The sequence below is a fragment of the Bradyrhizobium cenepequi genome, assembly GCF_020329485.1.
Taxonomy (GTDB): Bacteria; Pseudomonadota; Alphaproteobacteria; order Rhizobiales; family Xanthobacteraceae; genus Bradyrhizobium; species Bradyrhizobium cenepequi.
Window position 1 is genome coordinate 15,496 of record NZ_JAGKJI010000019.1, and the last position, 18,634, is coordinate 34,129.

Annotated in this window: 18 protein-coding genes; 14 read left to right on the forward strand and 4 right to left on the reverse strand. The window is 64.2% G+C overall.

Annotation, left to right across the window (positions count from 1 at the left end; genetic code table 11):
• Positions 1-121: 121 nt before the first annotated feature.
• The gene (locus tag J6497_RS20355) at positions 122-817 is read right to left on the reverse strand and encodes an ArsR/SmtB family transcription factor (RefSeq protein WP_225706062.1); all 696 of its coding nucleotides are present in this window, start codon (positions 815-817) and stop codon (positions 122-124) included.
• Between the two features lie 170 nt (positions 818-987).
• On the opposite strand from J6497_RS20355, the gene J6497_RS20360 reads away from it, so the two are divergent.
• The 3 genes from J6497_RS20360 to J6497_RS20370 are packed head-to-tail and all read left to right on the forward strand — an operon-like array spanning position 988 to position 2,527.
• Positions 988-1,296, forward strand: a complete 309-nt coding sequence (locus J6497_RS20360; RefSeq protein WP_225706063.1) for an NIPSNAP family protein — start codon at positions 988-990, stop codon at positions 1,294-1,296.
• 31 nt (positions 1,297-1,327) lie between these two features.
• Positions 1,328-1,678 carry an antibiotic biosynthesis monooxygenase family protein gene (locus J6497_RS20365; protein ID WP_225706064.1) on the forward strand — a complete coding sequence of 117 codons (351 nt, stop codon included), beginning with the start codon at positions 1,328-1,330 and terminating at the stop codon, positions 1,676-1,678.
• 33 nt (positions 1,679-1,711) lie between these two features.
• The gene (locus J6497_RS20370; RefSeq protein ID WP_225706065.1) at positions 1,712-2,527 is read left to right on the forward strand and encodes an isocitrate lyase/PEP mutase family protein; all 816 of its coding nucleotides are present in this window, start codon (positions 1,712-1,714) and stop codon (positions 2,525-2,527) included.
• Between the two features lie 61 nt (positions 2,528-2,588).
• Here J6497_RS20370 and J6497_RS20375 read toward each other — a convergent pair whose 3' ends face one another.
• The gene (locus J6497_RS20375) at positions 2,589-2,996 is read right to left on the reverse strand and encodes a hypothetical protein (RefSeq protein ID WP_225706066.1); all 408 of its coding nucleotides are present in this window, start codon (positions 2,994-2,996) and stop codon (positions 2,589-2,591) included.
• A gap of 421 nt (positions 2,997-3,417) precedes the next feature.
• On the opposite strand from J6497_RS20375, the gene J6497_RS20380 reads away from it, so the two are divergent.
• From J6497_RS20380 to J6497_RS20415, 8 genes are all read left to right on the forward strand, one after another.
• On the forward strand, positions 3,418-6,909 hold the full coding sequence (locus J6497_RS20380; protein ID WP_225706067.1) for an indolepyruvate ferredoxin oxidoreductase family protein: 3,492 nt from the start codon (positions 3,418-3,420) through the stop codon (positions 6,907-6,909).
• 354 nt (positions 6,910-7,263) lie between these two features.
• Positions 7,264-8,421 carry a thiolase family protein gene (locus J6497_RS20385; RefSeq protein ID WP_225706068.1) on the forward strand — a complete coding sequence of 386 codons (1,158 nt, stop codon included), beginning with the start codon at positions 7,264-7,266 and terminating at the stop codon, positions 8,419-8,421.
• Complete coding sequence (locus J6497_RS20390) at positions 8,421-8,810, forward strand: Zn-ribbon domain-containing OB-fold protein (protein WP_225706069.1); 390 nt, start codon at positions 8,421-8,423, stop codon at positions 8,808-8,810. Before J6497_RS20385 ends, J6497_RS20390 begins: the two co-directional genes overlap by 1 nt.
• Positions 8,811-9,011: 201 nt before the next feature.
• Positions 9,012-9,872 carry a MaoC family dehydratase gene (locus tag J6497_RS20395; protein WP_225706070.1) on the forward strand — a complete coding sequence of 287 codons (861 nt, stop codon included), beginning with the start codon at positions 9,012-9,014 and terminating at the stop codon, positions 9,870-9,872.
• A 199-nt stretch (positions 9,873-10,071) separates the two neighbouring features.
• Positions 10,072-10,950 (forward strand): SDR family oxidoreductase, encoded by an 879-nt coding sequence (locus tag J6497_RS20400; RefSeq protein WP_225706071.1) that lies wholly within the window; start codon positions 10,072-10,074, stop codon positions 10,948-10,950.
• A gap of 123 nt (positions 10,951-11,073) precedes the next feature.
• Positions 11,074-12,027, forward strand: a complete 954-nt coding sequence (locus tag J6497_RS20405; RefSeq protein ID WP_225706072.1) for a dihydrodipicolinate synthase family protein — start codon at positions 11,074-11,076, stop codon at positions 12,025-12,027.
• Between the two features lie 7 nt (positions 12,028-12,034).
• Positions 12,035-12,853, forward strand: a complete 819-nt coding sequence (locus J6497_RS20410) for an NUDIX hydrolase (protein ID WP_225706073.1) — start codon at positions 12,035-12,037, stop codon at positions 12,851-12,853.
• 80 nt (positions 12,854-12,933) lie between these two features.
• Positions 12,934-15,615: a PAS domain S-box protein gene (locus J6497_RS20415; protein ID WP_225706074.1), complete on the forward strand. Its 2,682-nt coding sequence runs from the start codon at positions 12,934-12,936 to the stop codon at positions 15,613-15,615.
• A gap of 76 nt (positions 15,616-15,691) precedes the next feature.
• On the opposite strand, the gene J6497_RS20420 is transcribed toward J6497_RS20415, so the two are convergent.
• On the reverse strand, positions 15,692-16,042 hold the full coding sequence (locus tag J6497_RS20420) for a GrlR family regulatory protein (RefSeq protein ID WP_225706075.1): 351 nt from the start codon (positions 16,040-16,042) through the stop codon (positions 15,692-15,694).
• A gap of 246 nt (positions 16,043-16,288) precedes the next feature.
• On the opposite strand from J6497_RS20420, the gene J6497_RS20425 reads away from it, so the two are divergent.
• A complete protein-coding gene (locus J6497_RS20425; protein WP_376708244.1) occupies positions 16,289-16,744 on the forward strand; it encodes a hypothetical protein in 456 nt (151 codons plus the stop codon).
• A gap of 26 nt (positions 16,745-16,770) precedes the next feature.
• Here J6497_RS20425 and J6497_RS20430 read toward each other — a convergent pair whose 3' ends face one another.
• Complete coding sequence (locus J6497_RS20430; RefSeq protein ID WP_225706076.1) at positions 16,771-17,157, reverse strand: VOC family protein; 387 nt, start codon at positions 17,155-17,157, stop codon at positions 16,771-16,773.
• Between the two features lie 262 nt (positions 17,158-17,419).
• Here J6497_RS20430 and J6497_RS20435 point away from each other — a divergent pair, with 262 nt between their 5' ends.
• Together J6497_RS20435 and J6497_RS20440 are read left to right on the forward strand one after the other, a co-directional pair.
• The gene (locus tag J6497_RS20435; RefSeq protein ID WP_225706077.1) at positions 17,420-18,016 is read left to right on the forward strand and encodes a hypothetical protein; all 597 of its coding nucleotides are present in this window, start codon (positions 17,420-17,422) and stop codon (positions 18,014-18,016) included.
• A 96-nt stretch (positions 18,017-18,112) separates the two neighbouring features.
• Positions 18,113-18,631, forward strand: coding sequence for a hypothetical protein (locus J6497_RS20440; RefSeq protein ID WP_225706078.1), 519 nt, complete (start codon positions 18,113-18,115; stop codon positions 18,629-18,631).
• Positions 18,632-18,634: the final 3 nt, after the last annotated feature.

Consider the following 18,634-nt stretch of genomic DNA (forward strand, 5'->3'; position numbering starts at 1 on the left):
AACGCGATGTGAACGGATCAGTCACGAGGTGCGAAATCCCAAGCGCCAAGGTTCGCGTCCGCCACTTGCCGGCGCGAATGACGGCGCCAGTCAGCGCATGATGGCGGACTTGAACGCGCCGTTATTCGCCGGTCCCGAACAATGCTGCAAACCGCTTTTCGCCGTTTCGGGAAAAATTGACCACGCGGCTGCCCGGCGTCGGATCGCGCGCCGCCCATTTCAGTTCGGTGAAGCGCTCCATGAGCGCAGCGCCCAGCGTGCCCGCCAGATGATGCCGCCGCTCGCTCCAATCGAGGCAAGCCTTGCACACGGGGCGGCGCGGATGAATGAGCGCGTCGGCATCGATCTGCAATGCCTTCGCTATGAATCGCTTGCCTTCGCCGGTCAGCTCCATCGCCTCCTTGCTCTGCCGGATCAGCCGCTGCCTCTTCATGCTGTCGAGCATCTGAACGCCGAGATCGCCGGCGAGGTGGTCGTAGCAGACCCGTGCACGCCGAAGCGCGGGGTCCTTCGGGCCGGTGCGCACGCGCATGTGGCCGGCGCGCGCGGCGAGCCCCGCGAGCCCCTCCAGAACGCCTGCGACGTCGGAGCCGGTGAGGCGGTAGTAGCGGTGCCGGCCCTGCTTTTCCGGCTCGATCAGCCCACCGGTTTCGAGCTTGGCGAGATGTGAGCTCGCGGTCTGCGGCGTAATGCCGGCTTCCTGCGCCAGCTCGCTTGCGGTAAGCGCACGGCCGCTCAGAAGCGCGGTGAGCATGTTGGCGCGCGCGGGATCGCCGACCAGCGAGGCGACCATGGCGATGTCGGGACCTGATTTCATAGTTCGATCATAACCGAAGCATAGGTGCCGGGCAAGGCGGTAATCTCCCAACGGTCAATGCAGCCGTCATTGTGAGGAGCGAAGCGACGAAGCAATCCACTGCTCGATCTCGTGGAGAGATGGATTGCTTCGCTTCGCTCGCAATGACGGTGAAGGACCTGGAGCACCCCATGACCATCACCGTCTTCATTCGTTACCAGCTCGATCCGTTCAAGCGTGCGAAGTTCGAGGAATATTCCAGGCGCTGGCTCACCATCATTCCCAGATGCGGTGGCGACCTGATCGGCTACTTCGTGCCGCATGAGGGCACCAACAACATCGCCTTTGCGCTGATCTCGTTCGAAAGCCTTGCCGCCTATGAGGCCTATCGCGCGCGGCTGCGCGCGGATGCCGAAGGCATGGCCAACTTCAATTTCGCCGAGGAACAGAAATTCATCCTGGCCGAAGAGCGGACTTTTTTGCGCCCGGTTACGTTGTAGGCTATCGCTTTGCGCAACGAGGGAGATGCCAATGATCGCCGTGATCTTCGAGGTCTGGCCGAAGCCGGAACTTCGGCAACAATATTTCGATCTCGCCGCGGAGCTGCGGCCGATCCTGGAGAGTATTGACGGCTTCATTTCCGTGGAGCGCTTCGAGAGCCTGACCGAGAAAGGGAAGTTCTTGTCGATATCGTTCTTCCGCAATGAAGCTGCCGTAGAGGCCTGGCGCAATGTGGTGGAACACCGCAGGTCGCAGGCGAAAGGTCGCGCAATCATCTTTGACGACTACCGGATACGGATCGCCAGCGTGGTCCGCGACTACGGTATGAACGATCGCACGCAGGCGCCGAAGGACAGCCGCGCCGTTCACGAGCCGCATTAGCTCGCAACACAAATCATCGAAGGGAGAGGAAACATGCCGGTCACGACTGCCGACAAGTGCGCCGCGTTCAAGAAGATGCATGAGAGCGGCTGCTTTATCCTGCCCAATCCCTTTGACGTAGGCAGCGCCCGCGCGCTGCAGCAGCTCGGCTTCAAGGCGCTCGCCTCCACCAGCGCGGGCTTTGCCTGGAGCATCGGCAAGGCCGACAACCGGGTCACGGTCGATGATGTCGTCACCCATCTAACCGCGCTCTGCGCCGCCGTCGATCTGCCGGTCAACGCCGATTTCGAAGGTGGCTTTGCCGTCGAGCCGGACAAGGTCGCGACCAACGTCGCACGTGGCGTCAGGACGGGCGTTGCGGGGCTCTCGATCGAGGACTCGACCGGCGATGCGGCCAAGCCGCTCTACGATTTCAACCTGGCGGTCGAGCGCGTCAAGGCCGCGCACAAGGCGATCGATGCCGACGATGGCGGCGTGCTGCTCACTGGTCGCTGCGAAGCTTTCCTGTGGGGACGGAACGATCTGAATCTCGTCATCGAGCGGTTGCAAGCCTATTCTGCCGCTGGCGCCAACTGCCTCTACGCGCCCGGCATCAAGACGAGGGAAGAGATCGCCGCAGTCGTGAAGGCGGTGCATCCCAAGCCCGTCAATCTCCTGATCGGCGCGTCCGGCCCGTCGCTGCAGGAAGCCGCCGATCTCGGCGTGCGCCGCATCAGCGTCGGTGGGTCGCTGGCACGCGCCGCCTGGGCCGGCTTCATGAAAGCCGCGTGCGAGATGGCGGAACAGGGAACATTCACCGGACTCGCCCACGGCTATCCCGGCGGCGAGCTCAACAAGATGTTCAAGTAAGCGGGTCAAACAACAACACGGCGGGCGAACCGATGCCCGCCGTGCGCGAATGTCGCTACCTCTATTTGTTGCTATCAGGCGTCTTCGAGCGGTCGACCTCCTGGCCGGTCGGATTCGACTGCGGCGGGGTGGGACGATTGGTCGCCGAGCCCGTCGTCGTGCCAGGTTCGGTATTGGCCTTTGGCATGCCTTGTGGAGATGCGGGGTTGGCCGGCTGGTTCTGCGCGCTCTGTGACGGCGGCTTCGTGCCTGCCTGCTCAACGGATGTATTGTTCAGGCCATAGAACACTGCGCCGAGCACCACCGCGATCGCAATCGCGAACATCGCGATCTTTGCTCCGCTGGCCGGGCCCTCGGCAAGCTCCGGATCGGGCTGCAACTCGTTGTCCAGATCGTTGAGACGCGCCTGACGGCGGATCTCGTCCTCGGTCATATTGCTGCGGTCAGGATCATTCGGTTGGTGTGCCATTAGGTATCCTCCGTTAGCCCGAAGAACAACTCGCCAGCGCTGGCCGATGTTCCCCTCAGGCCCGCGTCGGGTGAGGAACCCTCCAAGGGCTCGCATCTGCACACACCATTCGCCGGAGAAGAATGCGCTGCACAAAAGTGGGCAGACAAGAATCCCGCAGCCGCTTGGCGCTGTCCTGCGTCCGCCTACCGGCTGCCGGCCTTTGGGGGCGACCTCTCGGCGTTTCGTGCAACCACCCCTCCGACGCACGAAGCGAAAACAAACCGGATCGTTCCCGGTACGAAGTTGCGAACTTCGTAAGCGAGGTGCCCGGGCACAGAATTGTGCTGCGCGGCCTTCGAAAACCGACATAGACTGGTTCTAAAGCGCTTGGATGACTAGCTAAAATCAGTCGTCGCGACCAGGAATTATGAGGGCTTAGATGGGTATCAACCAGGGTCCGATCAGTCTCGACCAGAAATACACCCAGGGCACCGGCCATATCTTCCTGACCGGAATCCAGGCCCTGGTCCGTCTGCCGATGGCGCAGATCCGCCGCGACCGCGCCGCCGGCCTCAACACCGCGGGCTTCATCTCCGGCTATCGCGGCTCGCCGCTTGGCGGCTATGACCAGCAGCTCTTCGCGGCGAAGCACCACCTCGAGCAGTACAACGTCAAGTTCCAGCCCGGCGTGAACGAGGACTTGGCGGCCACCGCGATCTGGGGATCGCAGCAACTCCACCTCTCGCCCGGCGCCAACTACGACGGTGTGGTCGGCATCTGGTACGGCAAGGGCCCCGGTGTCGACCGCTGCGGCGACGTGTTCCGCCACGGCAATGCGGCAGGCTCGGCCAAGCACGGCGGCGTGCTCGTCCTTGCCGGCGACGACCACGGCGCAAAATCTTCCACCGTCCCGCATCAGTCCGACCACGCCTTCGTCTCGGCGCTGATGCCCTATCTCTACCCGTCCAGCATCCACGAGATGATCGAGATGGGCCTTTTGGGCATCGCGATGTCGCGCTACTCCGGCTGCTGGGTCGGTATGAAGGTGATCACCGAGACGGTCGAGACCACGGCCGAGATCGACCTCACCGACGAGATGAAGCCGTTCGTGATCCCGACCGATTTCGAATTGCCGCCGGGCGGGCTGAACATCCGCTGGCCCGATGACCGTTTCGAGCAGGACCGTCGGTTGCAGGACTACAAGGGCTTTGCCGCGATCGCCTTCGCCCGCGCCAACAGGGTCAACCGCATCACCATGGATTCGCCGAACGCGCGCTACGGCATCATGGCGTCCGGCAAGAGTTATGAGGACATCCGCCAGGCGCTGCGCGAGCTCGGCATTACGCCGGAGATCGCCGCCAAGATCGGCATCCGGCTCTACAAGATCGGCATGCCCTGGCCGCTGGAGCCGGAAGGCGTGCGTGACTTTGCCGTTGGCCTGGAGGAGATCTTCATCGTCGAGGAACGGCGCGAGATCGTCGAGAACCAGGTCAAGCAGGAGCTGTTCAACTGGCGCGACGACGTCCGTCCGCGCATCGTCGGCAAGATGGACGAGCACGACAAGCGCTTCCTCACCTTCGCCGCCGAGCTCAGCGTGGCATCACTTGCAAGCTCGCTGACCGAGCGCCTGCTGCGGCTCAATCTCAACCCCGAGATCGCCGAGATGCTGCGCGCCAAGGCCGACTGGTTCAACGGCCGCCAAGCGAGCCAGATGCAAGCCACAGCGCCGATTGCCCGCACGCCGTATTTCTGCTCGGGCTGCCCGCACAACACCTCGACAAAGGTTCCGGAAGGCAGCCGCGCTATGGCGGGCATCGGCTGTCACTTCATGGCGCTGTGGATGAACCGCAACACCGAGACCTTCACCCATATGGGCGGCGAGGGCGTGCCGTGGGTCGGCATCGCGCCGTTCACCAACGAGAATCATATCTTCGCCAATCTTGGCGACGGCACCTATTTCCACTCGGGCATTCTCGCGATCCGCCAGGCGGTCGCTTCCAAGGCCAACATCACCTACAAGATCCTCTACAACGACGCGGTCGCGATGACCGGCGGCCAGCGCCACGACGGCGACCTGTCGCCGCAGCAGATCACGTTCCAGCTGCACGCCGAAGGCATCCGCGAGATCTATCTCGTCTCTGAAAATTCCGATGCCTATCCGACTGATACGATCGCGCCCGGCGTAAAGCTCGCCCATCGCGACGAGCTCGAGAACGTCATGAAGGCGTGCCGCGAGTTCAAGGGCACGTCCGCGATCGTATTCGTGCAGACCTGCGCCGCAGAGAAGCGTCGTCGCCGCAAGCGCGGCCTGATGGAGGATCCGCAGCGCCGCGTGCTGATCAACCCCGCTGTCTGCGAGGGCTGCGGCGACTGCTCTGTGCAGTCGAACTGCATCTCGGTCGAGCCGCTGGAGACCGAGTTCGGCCGCAAGCGCACCATCAACCAGTCGACATGCAACAAGGACTACTCGTGCGTGAAGGGCTTCTGCCCGTCCTTCGTTACCGTCGATGGCGGCAAGCTGCGCCGCCGGGCGCCGCCGGATCTCGGCGCCATCGGTGACCTGCCGGAGCCGGCTACGCGGCCGTCGCTGGAGCGTCCCTATAACATCGCGGTCGGCGGCGTCGGCGGCACCGGCGTGCTCACGATCGGCGCGCTGCTCGGCATGGCCGCCCATATCGAGGGCAAGGCCAGCATGATCCTGGACATGTCGGGCCTCGCGCAGAAGGGCGGGGCGGTGCTCAGCCACGTCCGCCTGTCCGATCACCCGGCCGACGTCACCTGTTCGCGCATCGTCACCGGCACCGCCGATCTCGTGCTGGCCGCGGACGAGGTGGTTGCAGCGTCAAAGGACACGATTACGCTCTGCGAATCCAGCCGCACGGCCGGCATCATCAACAGCCATGTGATCCCGACCGCGGATTTCATTCTCAACCGCGACTTCAACTTCCAGGTTCGCACGGTCAACTCGGTGCTGGAGAACGCGCTGCGCCAGGACTCCGCTTTCTTCGATTTCACCAGGCCGGCCGAAGCCCTGCTCGGCGACAGCATCGCCACCAACATCATGATGATGGGCTACGCCTATCAGAAGGGCCTGTTGCCGCTGTCGGCGGCATCGATCGAGCAGGCGATCGAGGTCAATGGTGTCTCGATCAAGATGAACAAGGAAGCCTTCCAGCTCGGCCGTCTTGCCGCCGCTGATCCGGCGCGGCTGGCCGCGATGATGAAGGACCAGGACGAGCCAGCGACGCCGAAGACGCTCGACGCCATGACGCTGGACGAGGTCATCGCCCATCGCAGCGCCCATCTCACCGCCTATCAGAACGGCAGGTTGGCAAAGCGCTATCGCAAGCTGGTCGACCAGGTGCGCGATGCCGCGATCAAGGGCGGGTATGGCGAAGCGCTGCCGCGGGCGGTTGCGATCAACTATGCCAAGCTGCTCGCCTACAAGGACGAATATGAGGTCGCCCGGCTCTACACCGACGGCCGGTTCGAGCATCAGCTTCGGGAGCAGTTCGAAGGCGATTTCAAGTTCAACTTCAATCTCGCGCCGCCGATCTTGGCGCGCGGCGTCGACGCCCAGGGCCGCCCGCAAAAGCGCGCCTTCGGTCCGTGGATGCTGAATGTCTTCGGCGTGCTGGCCAAGCTGCGTTTCCTGCGCGGCACACCGCTCGACATTTTCGGCTACAGTGCCGACCGCAAGCTCGAGCGCGATCTGATCGCAGGTTACGAGAAGGATGTCGCGACCGTGCTTGGTCTGTTGTCGCCGCTCACGATCGATACCGCAGTCGAATTGCTCTCGCTCCCCGACCGTATCCGCGGCTACGGCCCGGTGAAGGAAAAGGCAGTACAGGACGCAAAGGCCCGCTACGCTCAGCTCGCCGCTGACCTCGCCAACCCGCCGCCAGCCCCCCGCCAGATGGCAGCGGAGTAGGGCGTCGCCAAGCCGCGTAGAGTGGGCAAAGCGCAGCGTGCCTGCCGTCCACGTTCGGTGCAAGGAAGGTGGTCACGCTGCGCTTTGCCCACCCTACGATTCCTCTCACCCCTCATGGTGAGGAGCGCGTAGCGCGTCTCGAGACGATGCTGCGCATCGCTCGGAGAACCATGAGGCCCGGATCGCACCCGTGGCCATCCTTCGAGACGACCGCTTCGCGGTCTCCTCAGGATGAGGTCGGAGAGTGCGGCCACGACCGCTTCCCTCTCGCCGCACGGAATATTTCCGCGCTTGCCAATGCCTGTTTGACGGTCCAGAAAAACGCTTGCACAAGAAACGCCAGCGGAGAACGAGTTGACCATCAAAGGCAAGGCTTACATTGCCGGCATCTATGAGCATCCCACCCGGCATGCTCCCGATAAATCCACTGCGCAGCTCCATGCCGAGGTCGCCAAGGGCGCGATCGAGGATGCGGGGCTGACCAAGGACGATATCGACGGCTATTTCCTGGCCGGCGACGGGCCCGGCGGGCTCTGGCCGATGGTCGATTATCTCGGCCTCAACACGAAGAAGTTGCGCCATGTCGATTCCACCGAGACCGGCGGCTGTTCCTACCTGATCCACCTCGGTCACGCAGCCGAAGCGATCGCCGCCGGCAAATGCTCGGTCGCGCTGGTGACGCTTGCCGGCAAGCCGCGCACCGGGGTGATGCCGCCGCGCGCTGCCGGCGCCGAGGTTGATTTCGAGGCCGCCTACGGGGCTACCACGCATAACGCCTACGGCATGTGTGCCATGCGCCACATGCACGATTACGGCACCACCAGCGAGCAGCTCGCCTGGATCAAGGTCGCGGCGTCCCATCACGCGCAATACAACCCGCATGCGATGCTGAAGGAAGTCGTCACCGTCGAGGACGTCCTGAACTCGCCGATGATCGCCGATCCCTTGCATCGCATGGATTGCTGTGTCGTCACCGACGGCGGCGGCGCGATGATCGTCACCACGGCCGAGATCGCCAAGAGCCTGAAGAAGCCGCTGGTGCGATTGATCGGTCATGGCGAAGCGATGAAGGGTCCGCGCGGCGGCAAGGATCTCGATCTCACTTATTCCGCCGGCGTGTGGTCGGGCCCGCGCGCTTTCGAGGAAGCGGGTGTGACGCCGAAGGACATCAAATACGCCTCGATCTACGACAGCTTCACCATCACTGTGCTGATGCAGCTCGAAGACCTGGGCTTCTGCAAGAAAGGCGAGGGCGGCAAGTTCGTCGCCGATGGCAACCTGATTTCCGGCGTCGGCAAATTGCCGTTCAATACGGATGGCGGCGGGCTCTGCAGCAACCATCCCGTCAATCGCGGCGGCATGACCAAGATCCTCGAGGCCGTCAGGCAACTCCGCGGCGAAGCGCATCCGAAGGTGCAGGTGCCGAATTGCGATCTCGCGATCGCGCATGGCACCGGCGGCCTGCTCGGCGTCCGCCACGCCGCCTCGACCTGCATTCTGGAGCGCGTGTGATGACTGAAGCGAAGAAATACAATGCGCCGGTGACCAACCCGGAAAGCGCGCCGTTCTGGGAAGCGGCCAAGCAAGGCAAGTTCCTGATCAAGCGCTGCACCGCCTGCGGCGAGCCGCATTACTTCCCGCGCTCGATCTGCCCGTTCTGCTTCTCCGACAAGACGGCCTGGGAAGAAGCTTCTGGCGAGGCGACGGTCTATACCTACAGCATCATGCGGAAGTCGCCGACTGGCCCGTATGCGATCGCCTATGTCACGCTGAAGGAAGGTCCGTCGCTGCAGACCAACATTGTCGACTGCGACTTCGACAAGATCGGGATCGGCCAGAAGGTGAAGCTGGTGTGGAAGCCGACCGACGGCGCTCCGCTGCCATTCTTTACGGCGGTCTAGAAGTACCTTCTCCCCTTGTGGGAGAAGGTGGCGCGCATGCAATGCGCGCCGGATGAGGGGTTCTTTCCGCGGGTTCGGTGCTCGTGGAGGCGACCCCTCACCCGAACGAGTTTGTTGCCGGCGGCGACGCTGCCCTCTCCCGCAAGGGGAGAGGGCACTGTAACGGGCGCCGGTGAAGAAGGATCCGGGGAGGAAACAAGAATGCCGATCAATTACGAACAGCTGATGGTCCTGAAAAACCTCGGCCAGAAATACAGCTACGGCGATCGCGAGGTGATGCTTTATGCCTATGGCATCGGCATGGGCGCCGATCCCATGGACGAGCGCGAACTCGCTTTCGTCAATGAAGCGACGCTGACGCCGCGTCCGCTGAAGGTGGTGCCGACGTTCGCATCCGTGGCGGCCTGGGGCGCCGGCCCCGGCGAGATGAACCTCAACCGCGTGCTGGTGGTCGATGGCGAACGCGACATCACTTTCCACAAGCCGCTAGCAACGGCCGCGCACATCACCGCCGATTCAAGCGTGCTCGACGTCTTCGACAAGGGCAAGGATAGGGGCGCGGTGATCCGTCACCAGACCATCCTCAAGGATGAGAAGGGTGACCAACTCGTGACGATCGTCGCTTCACGTTTTGCCCGCGGCGATGGCGGCTTTGGCGGGCCGTCCGAGGGCCAGCCCGAACCGCACAAGGTGCCGGAGCGCACGCCCGACAGGACCGTCGACATCTCCACGCGCCCGGACCAGGCGCTGATCTACCGCCTCTGCGGCGACCGCAATCCGCTGCACTCCGATCCGGAGTTCGCCAAGAAAGCCGGCTTCCCGCGGCCGATCCTGCACGGCATGTGCACCTATGGCATCACCTGTCGCGGCGTGCTCCAGACCTATGCCGATTACGATCCGTCCGCCTTCAAGCAGCACGTCGCGCGCTTCTCCTCGCCGGTGTTTCCTGGCGAGACCGTGACGATGGATCTCTGGAAGGACGGCAACGTAATCTCATTCGAGGCCAAGGTGAAATCGCGCGGCGTCACCGTGATCCGCAACGGCAAGACGGTGCTGGGCTGACACACGCGACGGCGGTCGGCTCCCTCGCCCCGCCCTTGCGGGGCCGAGACGAGCCTAGCTCGCTCTGAGAGGGTGGGGTGAGGGGCTGTCTCCACAGCGGGACTCGCGGAGAGTCCCCCTCACCCGAAATTCGCGGACGCGAATTTCGACCTCCCCCCGCGAGCGGGGCGAGGTAAGAACAACGAAGGGAGAAGCAACCATGGGATTACTCGACGGCAAGGTGGCGATCATCACCGGTGCAGGCGGTGGGCTTGGTGAGGCCTACGCAAAGCTGTTCGCGCGCGAGGGGGCGGCCGTGGTGGTCAACGACCTTGGCGGCCCGCGCGATGGAAGCGGCGCCGACAAGTCGATGGCGCAGCAGGTGGTGGATGCGATCAAGGCCGAAGGCGGCCGCGCAGTTGCCAACGGCGCCGACATCTCGACACTGGAAGGCGGCCAGTCGGTGTTCGACGATGCCATCAAGAATTTCGGCCGCGCCGACATCCTCGTCAACAACGCCGGCATCTTGCGCGACGAGACCTTTGCCAAGGCGAAAGAGGAAAACTGGGACAAGGTGATCAAGGTGCATCTGAAAGGCACCTTCTGCTGCACGCTGCCGGTGTTCAGATGGATGCGCGAGAATGGCGGCGGCGTCATCGTCAACACCTCCTCGACCTCGGGGCTGATCGGCAATTTCGGCCAGAGCAATTACGGCGCCGCCAAGGGCGGCATCTGGGGCCTTTCCAACGTGCTGGCGATCGAGGGTCGCAAATACAACATCCGGGTCTGGACGCTGGCGCCTGGTGCGCTGACCCGCATGACTGCAGACCTGCCCCGCTATAAAGAAAACCCCGGTGCCGCGCTCGGCCCGGACGGCATCGCGCCGGCCGTGCTATACATGGTCAGCGATTTGTCGGGCGACCAGACCGGCAAGGTGCTCGGCGTCTCCGGCCCGCGCGGGGTCAGGGAGATGCGGATGATGGAAATGGAAGGCTGGAAGCCGCCGTTCACGGGCTGGAAAGCTGAGGATATTGTCGCCCACGCCAAGGAGATCTTCTTCTCCGAGGAGCAGATCAAGATGGGCGCGCGGCGGTTTTGAATGGTTGTCATTCCGGGGCGGCGCGTTAGCGCCGAGCCCGGAATCCATGGCCACGATCGGATGAATGGATTCCGGGCCTGCGCCTGACGGCGCATCCCGGAATGACGGAGAAAGGTTAGAACGATGAAACTCACCGCCCAAGCCGCCGGCACCTTTGCGATTGCGCCGACGCCGTTCCATGACGACGGCCGCATCGACGAGCGTTCGATCGATCGCCTCAGCGACTTCTATACCGAGGTCGGCTGCGACGGCGTCACGGTGCTCGGCATCCTGGGCGAGGCGCCGAAGCTCGATGCAGCCGAGGCCGAGCAGGTCGCGGTTCGCTTCATCAAGCGCGCCAAGGACCTGCAGGTGATCGTCGGCGTCTCGGCGCCGGGCTTCGCCTCGATGCGTTCGCTGGCCAAGGCGTCGATGGATGCCGGCGCCGCCGGCGTCATGATTGCGCCGCCGCCGCATCTTCGCACCGACGACCAGATCATTGGCTACTTCAAGCAGGCGCAGGAAGCGATCGGCGACGACATCCCCTGGGTGCTGCAGGACTACCCTCTGACGCTCACGGTGGTGTTCACGCCGGGCGTGATCCGCAAGATCGTGATGGACTGCCCGTCCTGCGTGATGCTCAAGCACGAGGACTGGCCGGGCCTGGAGAAGATCACCACGCTCCGCAACTTCCAGAAGGACGGCTCGCTGCGGCCGCTGTCCATCCTGGTCGGCAATGGCGGCCTGTTCCTCGATTTCGAGATGGAGCGCGGCGCGGACGGCGCCATGACCGGCTACGCATTCCCTGAGCTCCTGATCGACGTGGTCAAGCTCTCCAAGGCAGGCAAGCGCGATGCCGCGCATGATCTGTTCGATGCACATCTGCCGCTGATCCGATACGAGCAGCAGCCGGGCGTCGGTCTGACCGTGCGCAAATATGTGCTGCAGAAGCGCGGCATCATCGCCTCCAGCGCCCAGCGCAAGCCGGGTGCCGTCATCACGCCGCAGGCTAGGGCGGAGGTCGATTACCTGCTGTCGCGCGTGGCCCGCGTCGACCGCCGCGCCAATCTGCAGCCGCAGTCCAGCGCCGCAGGCTAGTTGTCCCATGGCCGAGATCGTCACGCCGCGCCTTGCCTCCACCATCCTGCTGCTCCGCGACGCGGCGCGGCAGGTAGATGTCGACAGCCGCAACGAAATCGAAGTCTTCATGATGGTCCGCCATTACAAGATCGACTTCTCGTCCGGCGCGCTGGTGTTTCCCGGCGGCAGCGTCGACAAGGGCGACAGGGAGATCATTGCGAACCCGGCGCTTTATTCTGCCGGCGAGGGGCTCGACGAGAGCGCGCTCAGCTTCCGCATCGGCGCTATCCGGGAAACCTTCGAGGAGAGCGGCATCCTGCTGGCGCGGCCGAAGGGATCGAGCGAGCTGGTGGATGCTGCCCGCGCCCGCGAGATCGAGCTCGCCCATCGGAGCCTGCTCTGCGAAAGCAAGACCAGCTTCCTCAACGTGCTGGCCGAGACCGGCATGGTGCTGGCGCTGGACGAGCTCGTGCCTTACGCGCACTGGATCACGCCGGAGGGCATGCCGAAGCGGTTCGACACCTGGTTCTTCCTCGCCGCGGCGCCCCCGGAGCAGCTCGGCACCCATGACGGCAGGGAATCCACCGACTCGATCTGGGTGTCCCCGCGCGAGGCGCTGGAGGGCGGGGAGAGCGGCCGCTTCAAGCTGCCGTTCCCGACCACCCGGAATCTGATCAGGCTGGGCAAGCAGGCCAGCGTCAGTCAGGCGCTGGAGGACAGCCGCGGCAGGTCCATCGTTACCGTGATGCCCATCATGACCAAGACCGCCACCGGCCGCCAGCTCCGCATCCCCCTCGAGGCCGGCTATGACGGCGAGGTCTTCGAGGTCGGCGCCGCCGGTTGAGTGTTCGGGGCTCAGCCCCGGTTCCCCCGGAGCCTGATTACGTCGTATATTGGGGGCGATTTCAGCCTGGCCCCCCTAGCATGACCTCCGAATTGCCGCCGAATCCGCCCCAGAAGCGACCGTTCGCGCTGTCGATCGGTCAGCTCACGTTCGGCAGCTTCCTGCTGGTGCTGGCGGTCATCATCATCACCTCGACTGCGAGCGTGATCGCGATCCGTCATATCGACGCCACTTTCGGGGAACTGCAGCGGCTGCAGAGCGTCGGCGACCTGGCCGAGGATATTGACCGCCGGATGAACGAGCTGCGGCTGGCGGCGCGCGACTTCGTCACCGATCCGGGCACGCAATCGATCCAGGTCGGCGAGGCCGCCAGCGCCCTCAGCGAGGCGCTGAAGAAGACCAGGATCGAGCTCGCCCCGGAGCAGCAGGACATGATCGACGGCGTGACCGAACGGCTCGCCACCTACCGCGGCGGCATCGAGCGCATCTCGGCGCTGATCAACCGCCGCGCCGAATTGATCATCGGCCTGCCGCCGCTGCGCGACGCCTTCGACAAGGCGGTGGCGGAAAGCTCCGATCCCGCCACGGCTTCCGCGCTGTTGCAGACCCAGAGCCGCATCGCCACTGGGCTGCTCGCCCACAACCCGTCCGCGGCCGAGCAGGCGGCGCAGAGCATGCGGTCGATGACCATCACCGAGCCGGCGCTGCGCACCGCGGTGAACAATTACGCCGACGCAGTCGTTGCGATATCGATCCGGGAGCGCCAGATCGCTGATATCGACCGTGAGGTGCTGGGCACCGAAGGGCGCCTGATCCAGCGCGTGACCGAGCTGTTGCGCGAGCTCAGTTCGCGCCGCGGTCACGTCCTGTCGCGGGATTTTGCGCGGACGCTCACCGAGGCGAAATGGCAGAGCATCGTGCTCGGCTCCGCCGGCGTGCTGATCGGGATCTTCGCCGCGCTGCTCGTGGTCCGCCGCACCGTCCGGCCGCTCGCCTCGATCACAAGGTCGATCCGCGCGGTCGCCGCCGGCGAGAAGAGCGCCTCGATCCCGGCGACCGACGTCGACAACGAGATCGGCGAGATCGCCCGCGCCGCCGAGGTGTTCCGGCGAACGCTGGTCGAAGCGGATACCGCGCGCGAGGCGGCGGTGCGCGCGCTCGCCGAGCAGCGGCTCGCCGAGGAAAGCTATCGAAAGCTGTTCGAATCCTCGATCGACGGCATTTATGTGACGACGCCGGGCGGCGCGCTGCTCAATGCCAATTCGGCGCTGGCGCGGATGATGGGCTACGCCACGCCGCGGGACCTGATCAACGGCATCGACGACGTCGCGTCCAATATCTATGTCGATCCGGCCGCGCGCACCGAATATCAGCGGCTGATGGAGCGCGACGGCATGGTGCGCGACTATGAGTATCAGGTTCGGTCCCGCAGTGGCGCGGTGCTATGGCTGTCCGACAGCGCGAGCGCGGTGCGCGACGAGAACGGCGAGGTGATCCGCTACGAAGGCACGGTGCGCGACATCACCGACCAGAAGCGCGCCGAAGACGCGATCGCCGAAGGCCGTCGCCTGCTGCAGATGGTGATCGACACCGTTCCGGCGGTGATCAACGTCAAGGACCGCAGTCTGCGCTACGTTTTGATGAACCGCTACATGGCCGGGATTTTCGGCATCGAGCCGCAGGAGGCGATCGGCCACACCACTGCCGAGCTGATGGCGCGCTACGGCGCGGCAAAGACCGACGAGAACGACAAGCGGGTGTTGTCAGGGCGAAGGGAGCTCGGCTTCTACGAGGAGGAGTACAAGGACGTCGCCGGCAACATGCGGCAATGGCTGGTCAACAAGCTGCCGATCCTCGACATCAATGGCGAGATCGAGAACATCGTCACGGTGGCGCTCGACATCGGAGAGCGCAAGCGCAGCGAGCACGAGATGCGGAAAGCACGGGACGCCGCGGAGGCGGCGCTGCGCAATCTGCGCGAGACGCAGAACTCGCTGATCGAGGCGGAAAAGCTCGCAGCCCTCGGACGGCTGGTTGCGGGCGTCGCGCATGAGGTCAACAATCCGGTCGGCATCAGCCTCACGGTTGCCTCCGCGCTGGAACGCAAGGCGGCGACCTTTGCCGCGCAGGTCGAGCGCGGCGAACTGCGGCGCTCGAGCTTGAACGATTTTCTTGCCACGACAAGCGATGCGTCCTCGCAGCTCGTCGCCAACCTCAACCGTGCCGCCGAACTGATCCAGTCGTTCAAGCAGGTCGCCGCCGACCGCAACTACTCCGATCAGCGCAGCTTCGATCTCGGCGATCTCACCGAGCAGGTCGTGATGAGTCTGCGGCCGGGCCTGCGCAAGCACAATCTGACGCTCAACGTCGATTGCCAGCCGAACCTGATCATGAACTCCTATCCGGGACCCTATGGTCAGGTGCTCACCAATCTGTTCCTCAATTCCGTCGCGCACGCCTTTCCCGATGGAAAGCCTGGTGTCGTCGACATCCAGGTGCGCGCTTCCGGCAGGGACAACGTCGAGGTGATCTTCTCCGACAATGGCTGCGGCATGTCGCTCGACGTGCGCCGCCGCGCCTTCGATCCGTTCTTCACCACGCGCCGCGATCAGGGCGGCACTGGCCTCGGGCTTCACATCGTCTACAGCATCGTCACCACGCGCTTAGGGGGCCGTCTCGATCTCGACTCCGAGCCCGGCGGCGGCACGCGCATTCAGATGATCCTGCCGCGCGTCGCACCGGTCGAATTGGCGGCGGAATAGTTGTCCTGAGGCCACGCTCGGTCCGCAAACTCGGATCGCCTCGCCCCGCTTGCGGGGAGAGGGCGAAGCTCTTCCGCTAGTCTATATCCGCAAGCTTGCGCAGCGTGGCGCCAAAGATCTGGCTGGCCTTTCCGACCAGCGCAGTTCCGGTCATGGTCGCCTCTGTATCGGTGAAGGTTCCGGTGACGCCGATGCCGACCGGGGCCGGTCCGCCGAACAGCGGGCTGTCATTGTCGCGCGGCGTGGTGTGTCGCTGCACCAGCACTTCGCCTTTGAAGGTGTTGGCTTTCACGGTGTAGCTGCCGGTGTAGTACAGATAGGCGTCGCCGCCGAGAACCTGGCCGTTACGGAACAGAATCACTCCGCTGCCCTTGCCGACGCGCCCGTCGAGCAGGGTGACGTGAATGGAATACAGGCCATTTCTCATGGCGCCCCACGGCCGGCCGCCTTCGCCCAGAGGCTGCCGATTCAGAATTTATGCCAAAGCAGCATGTCCGGCGCAACGCGGCAGGTTGACCATGCGCCGCTCGACGCCGTGCGAAACCGAAATCATTCCATTGGTCGACGACGCCCCGATGACGACGTTGTGGGGGCAGCGCGCGGCGAATCAACTTGGCCCGCGAAATGCATAACATTTGTTGCACCGGCCGGCGGGTGCAGGAGCGAGAGACAGGTGACGAACTGGATCGATTCCGGCCGCATTTTCGCGAGCCTATGTGCAGAGCTAGCTGGTTCCATCCGTAAGACTACGGACCATCGTCTAGCGGTCCGCCCCAGAAACCCACTCACATTGAGTCTTGTCGCGTTGTTGTCGGCGGCCGCCGTAAGTCTCGCGCATGCGCGCGATCCCGATGGCCGCTACGCCAATTCGCCGCTCAAGCAATGGTTCGACAGCTTGAGGAGCGGGAAGGGGCCGTGCTGTTCCGACGCCGACGGCACCGCGGTGAGCGACGTCGATTGGGAATCCAAGGACGGACATTATCGCGTGCGCATCGACGACGAGTGGATCGACGTGCCTGATGATGCCGTGATCACCGAGCCGAACCGCTACGGCCGCACCATGGTGTGGCCGATGCGCGGTTATCTCGGACTGCAGATCCGCTGCTTCATGCCCGGCAGCATGACCTAACCGTTCGACGCGCAAGCGCTACGCGGTCAGGCATATTTCTTGTCGCGCTCCAGGAGCTCGATCGAGACACCCTGCGGCCCGCGGATGAAGCAGATGCGCACGCCGGGGCGGATCGTGGTCGGCTCCGTCGTGAACTCGACGCCCTTTGCCTTGATCTCGGCCGCAACGGCGTCGATGTCTTTCACCGCCAGTCCGAAATGGTCGAGGCCCTGATAGGGCGTCACCGGCGGTGCATTGACGCCGTCGCCTGGCGAGACCGGCGCGATGAACACCTTGGCGCCTCCGAGCTGCACATCGATGCGGCCGGGATTGCGGATGATCTCGCCGCCCAGCACATCTCGAAGCCACGCCGCGGTCGCTTCGGGATCGGGGGTGCGCAGGTGAATGTGGTCCCAGGTAACCTCTATCGGCATTTCATCTCCCATCTTGCTCGACGCGCGTGATCGCACGATCCGTTGCTGCGGCAATCTACCGGCTCGGAATCCACAAGGCCATCCTGTCACAGGCGCAGCGCCGCAATTTTGCCGAGGAGGCTTGGAACCGTAATGTAAGTGGATGGTTGATCGACAAGTGGCGGTCCCCGTACAGCGGTGCGTCCCTTTCAAGCCGTGCGGTGGTGCGCCGGAGCGGCGTTGCGCGCAGGCAGGAAGCGTTCGCGCGGATGAGGACATGGCCATGGGCATCGGCAGGTGGTCGTTTCAAGGCTTTGGCGCCAAGCTTATTCTGCTCACGGTTCTCACCATCGCCGGATTTGCCGGATGGCTGATGCTCCCCAATCGCAGCGATGCCGACAACAAATCGGTCGCGGTGGCGTCGCCGCCCTCGGCTTCTCCGCAGGATGTCGTCTGGCTCGAGAAGCCGGCCGCGCCCACCGAGCAGCAGGCGGCCGCGCCGGCGGACGATGCAGTGGGCGATGAGGCACCGACCGCCAGCACCAATGAACCCTTCACGGTGGAGCGGTCTCCGATCGATGGGCTGAAGATCTCCCGTCAGTTCTGGCGCCGGGGCGGCCTCGGCTCGAAAGCGCTGGTCACTCTCACGCTGCGCAATGCGAACCACTATCCGGTCAAGGACATCGAGATCGCCTGCGCCTTTGCGCGCGCCGATGGCACGCATCTCACCGACCGCCGGCGTGTGATCAGCGACACCATCAATATGAAAAGCCGCAAGACCTACGCCGGCGTGCTGGTCGGATTCGTGAACATCAATGCAAATAAGGCAAAATGTTCCGTAGTGACGGCCGCGCCTAGCGTGAGTGTCCCGAAAAAGTGAACGCTTTGGTTGAACCTCTAGGGTGTGGCTAGGAACTAACTCCCTATATCGCCATTAGGCGGTAGACCGCGTCATCGCGCGGGGGAGCAGTTTCTGATGTTGGTGACGCGTTATTTCCTTTATGTCGGCGGGGCGCTGCTAGCGCTGCTATATGCAGTCGACGCTCTGGTTCCGCACGACGCGGCCACGACAGCCCACAGCGCGCCTGGCCTCGACAAGTCCACCGTCCGCATTCACTCCGCCCAGAAGCTGCCTGAACGGGTGGTGTTCGACACCAGCCTCCCGACCATCGTGCCGCCGGGCTCCGCCACTCAGATGGCTGCGGCACCGCTTCCGCCGCCGCCGGGGGCCGAGTCGACGGCTGCCCCAGCGTCGACCCAAGCGCCCGCGCGCGAAAGCCTTGCCCAGTACGCTCCGGCAGAGAAGAAACACGAGCCGCGGCCGCCGAAGAAGCACAGGGTCGCCAGGGCGCGCAGCCAGCCGCAGCCGATGTACGCGGGTCAGCCACCGATGTACGGTCAGCAGCCTATGTACATGGGCCAGCGGCCGATGCGGGTGGCGCAGCAGTCACGTTTCGGCTTCTTTGGCGGCGGGCCGTTCTCGGGCACTTGGTAACCG